Below are 5,737 nucleotides of genomic sequence, written 5' to 3'. Positions count from 1 at the left end.
AAAAAAACCCTTCATTTTCATGAAGGGTTTTAAAAAACAAGGCGGCGACATACTCTCCCACATAACTGCAGTACCATCTGCGCAATCGGGCTTAACTTCTCTGTTCGGAATGGGAAGAGGTGAGCCCCGACGCAATAACCACCTTAAGAGGTTATAATTGCTTTGGACAATTACTTTTCAATTCGTAATTCCTAATTCTGAATTCGTAATTGAAACAATATCTTAACATACTGAGATAAAGAAAATTTAAAAGAAAGTTCCCTCCTGTCTAGTTGTAAACAACTAGACAGGATTCGTTTGCACATAAACTTACGGGTTATTAGTACTACTCGACTATGACATTACTGCCTTTACATCTATAGCCTATCAACGTTGTCATCTCCAACGACCCTTAAAAGAAATCTCATCTTGTGGTGGGTTTCGCGCTTATATGCTTTCAGCGCTTATCCCTTCCCAACGTAGCTACTCTGCGATGCTCCTGGCGGAACAACAGATACACCAGAGGTTAGTCCAATTCGGTCCTCTCGTACTAGAATCAGATCCACTCAAATTTCTTGCGCCCACAGTAGATAGAGACCGAACTGTCTCACGACGTTCTGAACCCAGCTCGCGTGCCACTTTAATGGGCGAACAGCCCAACCCTTGGGACCTTCTCCAGCCCCAGGATGTGACGAGCCGACATCGAGGTGCCAAACCCCCCCGTCGATATGAGCTCTTGGGGGAGATCAGCCTGTTATCCCCGGCGTACCTTTTATCCTTTGAGCGATGGCCCTTCCATGCGGAACCACCGGATCACTATGCTCTACTTTCGTACCTGATCGACCTGTATGTCTCTCAGTCAAGCTCCCTTATGCCATTGCACTCTACGCACGGTTACCAAGCGTGCTGAGGGAACCTTTAGAAGCCTCCGTTACTCTTTTGGAGGCGACCACCCCAGTCAAACTACCCACCAAGCAATGTCCCCCACAATATGGGGTTAGGCCTCAGATAAGCAAAGGGTGGTATTTCAACAATGACTCCACAACGCCTAGCGACGCCACTTCATAGTCTCCCACCTATCCTACACATCACTTATCCAAGGTCAATACTAAGCTATAGTAAAGGTGCACAGGGTCTTTTCGTCCCACTGCGGGTAATCGGCATCTTCACCGATACTACAATTTCACCGAGCTCATGGCTGAGACAGTGTCCAGATCGTTACACCATTCGTGCAGGTCGGAACTTACCCGACAAGGAATTTCGCTACCTTAGGACCGTTATAGTTACGGCCGCCGTTTACTGGGGCTTCAATTCAATGCTTCTCCGAAGATAACATCTCCTCTTAACCTTCCAGCACCGGGCAGGTGTCAGGCCCTATACTTCATCTTACGATTTTGCAGAGCCCTGTGTTTTTGATAAACAGTCGCCTGGACCTTTTCACTGCGGCCAGCATTGCTGCTGGCGACCTTTCTCCCGAAGTTACAGGTCTATTTTGCCTAATTCCTTAGCCATGAATCTCTCGAGCACCTTAGGATTCTCTCCTCGACTACCTGTGTCGGTTTACGGTACGGGTTCTTATAATCTAAGTTTAGAGGTTTTTCTTGGAAGCCCTTAGGCGCACTATCACTTTGTCCGAAGACTCCGTGTACTATCGTATTTCCCCAAAGCCCGTGGATTTGCCTGCGGGCCTTATAGGTAGGTACTTTAACGAACTATTCCGTCAGTTCGCGGCGCTTTCATCACTCCGTCACCCCATCACAATTATAAGAAGTACGGGAATATTAACCCGTTGGCCATCGACTGTCCCTTTCGGGTTCGCCTTAGGACCCGACTAACCCTCAGCTGATTAGCATAGCTGAGGAAACCTTAGTCTTTCGGTGTGCGGGTTTCTCGCCCGCATTATCGTTACTTATGCCTACATTTTCTTTTCTAACCAGTCCAGCATGCCTTACGACACACCTTCAACCCTGTTAGAATGCTCCCCTACCACTTACAGTAAACTGTAAATCCATAGCTTCGGTAGTATACTTATGCCCGATTATTATCCATGCTCGTCCGCTCGACTAGTGAGCTGTTACGCACTCTTTAAATGAATGGCTGCTTCCAAGCCAACATCCTAGCTGTCAGGGCAGACAAACCTCGTTTTTTCAACTTAGCATACATTTGGGGACCTTAGCTGATGGTCTGGGTTCTTTCCCTCTCGGACATGGACCTTAGCACCCATGCCCTCACTGCTGGTAAACATTATATAGCATTCGGAGTTTGTCAGGAATTGGTAGGCGGTGAAGCCCCCGCATCCAATCAGTAGCTCTACCTCTATATAACTTTATGACCAGCGCTGCACCTAAATGCATTTCGGGGAGTACGAGCTATTTCCGAGTTTGATTGGCCTTTCACCCCTACCCACAGGTCATCCGAAGACTTTTCAACGTCAACCGGTTCGGACCTCCACTATGTGTTACCACAGCTTCATCCTGCCCATGGGTAGATCACACGGTTTCGCGTCTAACACTACTGACTAAAGCGCCCTATTCAGACTCGCTTTCGCTACGGATCCGTGACTTAATCACTTAACCTTGCCAGCAACGTTAACTCGTAGGCTCATTATGCAAAAGGCACGCCGTCACCCCACGAAAGGGCTCCGACCGCTTGTAAGCGTATGGTTTCAGGATCTATTTCACTCCGTTATTCACGGTTCTTTTCACCTTTCCCTCACGGTACTGGTTCACTATCGGTCTCTCAGGAGTATTTAGCCTTAGCGGATGGTCCCGCCAAATTCAGACAGGGTTTCACGTGCCCCGCCCTACTCAGGATACCACTATCCTTATCTTCTCTTACTTATACGGGACTATCACCCTCTGTGGTTAACCTTTCCAGGTTATTCTAATTCAATCCGCAAGAAATGTCGTGGTCCTACAACCCCAATATTGCCGTAACAACATTGGTTTGGGCTAATCCGCGTTCGCTCGCCACTACTTACGGAATCACTTTTGTTTTCTTCTCCTCCGCCTACTTAGATGTTTCAGTTCAGCGGGTTTGCCCATCTATCGATGTGACATGTCTTCAACATGCCGGGTTGCCCCATTCGGATATCTACGGATCAATTCGTGTGTGCCAATCCCCGTAGCTTTTCGCAGCTTATCACGTCCTTCTTCGCCTCTGAGAGCCTAGGCATCCCCCATACGCCCTTATTTTGCTTATGCGCCGCCTAATTATTATTAAAAACAACTAGGACTTATAATAAATACATGATAAATCATGCATCTACTGTGCTTTCTATTTTCTTATTATTTTCTTATCTCAATATGTCAATGAACTTTTCTTCTTATCGAAGTAGTGGAGAATAACGGAGTCGAACCGTTGACCTCCTGCGTGCAAGGCAGGCGCTCTAGCCAGCTGAGCTAATCCCCCAATTTTTAATTAAAAATTACGAATTATGAATTACGAATATGATAATTCCTAATCTCTCAACTTCTAAAATTTCCTTTAAGCTAAAACAAAGTAGTCCCGCCCAGACTCGAACTGGGGACCCCTACATTATCAGTGTAGTACTCTAACCAGCTGAGCTACGAGACTCTGTTTTTTGCTTTTGTATTATTTGAATTAACAGCAGAAAGTAAAACCTATCTAATAAATATATTCTTTTATCATTCTCTAGAAAGGAGGTGTTCCAGCCGCACCTTCCGGTACGGCTACCTTGTTACGACTTAGCCCCAGTTACCAGTTTTACCCTAGGCAGCTCCTTGCGGTCACCGACTTCAGGTACCCCCAGCTTCCATGGCTTGACGGGCGGTGTGTACAAGGCCCGGGAACGTATTCACCGGATCATGGCTGATATCCGATTACTAGCGATTCCAGCTTCACGGAGTCGAGTTGCAGACTCCGATCCGAACTGAGAACGGTTTTATAGATTCGCTCCCTCTTGCGAGGTGGCTGCTCTCTGTACCGTCCATTGTAGCACGTGTGTAGCCCAAGGCGTAAGGGCCGTGATGATTTGACGTCATCCCCACCTTCCTCACAGTTTACACTGGCAGTCTTGTTAGAGTTCCCGACTTGACTCGCTGGCAACTAACAACAGGGGTTGCGCTCGTTATAGGACTTAACCTGACACCTCACGGCACGAGCTGACGACAACCATGCAGCACCTTGTAAATTGTCCGAAGAAAAATCTGTTTCCAAATCTGTCAATCTACATTTAAGCCTTGGTAAGGTTCCTCGCGTATCATCGAATTAAACCACATGCTCCACCGCTTGTGCGGGCCCCCGTCAATTCCTTTGAGTTTCATTCTTGCGAACGTACTCCCCAGGTGGGATACTTATCACTTTCGCTTAGCCACTGAACTTGCGCCCAACAGCTAGTATCCATCGTTTACGGCGTGGACTACCAGGGTATCTAATCCTGTTCGCTCCCCACGCTTTCGTCCATCAGCGTCAATCCACTAGTAGTAACCTGCCTTCGCAATTGGTATTCCATGTAATATCTAAGCATTTCACCGCTACACTACATATTCTAGTTACTTCCTAGTAATTCAAGTCTAACAGTATCAATGGCCGTTCCATCGTTGAGCGATGGGCTTTCACCACTGACTTATTAAACCGCCTACGGACCCTTTAAACCCAATGATTCCGGATAACGCTTGGATCCTCCGTATTACCGCGGCTGCTGGCACGGAGTTAGCCGATCCTTATTCTTACGGTACCGTCAAGCTCCCTCACGAGGGAGTGTTTCTTCCCGTACAAAAGCAGTTTACACACCATAGATGCGTCTTCCTGCACGCGGCATGGCTGGATCAGGCTTGCGCCCATTGTCCAATATTCCTCACTGCTGCCTCCCGTAGGAGTCTGGTCCGTGTCTCAGTACCAGTGTGGGGGATCTCCCTCTCAGGACCCCTACCCATCATAGTCTTGGTAAGCCGTTACCTTACCAACTAACTAATGGGACGCATGCTCATCTTTTACCGTTGGAACTTTAATATATAAATCATGCGACTCATATATACTATGGGGCATTAATCCAAATTTCTCTGGGCTATTCCCCTGTAAAAGGTAGATTGCATACGCGTTACGCACCCGTGCGCCGGTCTCAAACACCGAAGTGTTCTACCCCTCGACTTGCATGTGTTAGGCCTGCCGCTAGCGTTCATCCTGAGCCAGGATCAAACTCTTCATCGTATATTTTAATATTGTCGATAATTCGAACATACCTAATTCCGATTTGCCTTACTTTCTTTTTTATTTGTCTTATCTTTTGGATAAGACGGCTGTCAATTCAATATGTCTATGAACGTATTCTTCTATCTTTTTTCGCCTCTCTTTCGGTTAGCGGGTGCAAAAGTACATCTTTTTTCTTAACTCGCAAGCAAATCGAAAAAAAATATTTTTTCTTTTTTTTACTCACACATTTCTTCAAAAAACTTAACCGTTTTGCGGATGGCAAAGGTAAAACCTTTATGCATTCTGTGCAAATCTTTTTTAAACTTTTTTCCAAAACTTATTAATGAACGTCGCCTCTAATGCGGGTGCAAAAGTAGCCATCTTTTTCATTCTCGCAAATCTTTTTAAAACCTTTTTTCAAAGTATTTTTTAAAACACTGAACCTGTGAATGTTGTTAACGAAAGTTTTTTGACTTATTAAAATTTCTTTTGAATTAATGAACTCTATCCAACAACCCTTACCTCATAGCCCCGATTGAAGCGGCACCTTGTACAGCGGAAAGCGGGAATTACATACACTAAAATGCACTGAACTTTCGCTGCT

Annotated in this window: 2 tRNA genes and 3 rRNA genes; all 5 read right to left on the bottom strand. The window is 46.1% G+C overall.

What is annotated here, in order from left to right:
- Nucleotides 1-36: 36 nt before the first annotated feature.
- The 5 genes from rrf to ACODSI_RS14800 all read right to left on the bottom strand — a co-directional run bounded on the left by rrf (nt 37) and on the right by ACODSI_RS14800 (nt 5,151).
- Nucleotides 37-146 (bottom strand): 5S ribosomal RNA (gene rrf, locus ACODSI_RS14820).
- A 153-nt stretch (nt 147-299) separates the two neighbouring features.
- A 23S ribosomal RNA gene (locus ACODSI_RS14815) occupies nt 300-3,182 on the bottom strand.
- Between the two features lie 134 nt (nt 3,183-3,316).
- Nucleotides 3,317-3,390 (bottom strand) — tRNA-Ala (locus tag ACODSI_RS14810).
- Between the two features lie 91 nt (nt 3,391-3,481).
- Nucleotides 3,482-3,555 (bottom strand) — tRNA-Ile (locus ACODSI_RS14805).
- An 82-nt stretch (nt 3,556-3,637) separates the two neighbouring features.
- Nucleotides 3,638-5,151, bottom strand: a 16S ribosomal RNA gene (locus tag ACODSI_RS14800).
- The 16S, 23S and 5S rRNA genes sit together here with 2 tRNA genes alongside, the layout of an rRNA operon.
- Nucleotides 5,152-5,737 lie beyond the last annotated feature (586 nt).

It is taken from the genome of Flavobacterium sp. FG139 (genome assembly GCF_057809695.1).
This window is presented reverse-complemented; position numbering and strand designations above follow the sequence as displayed.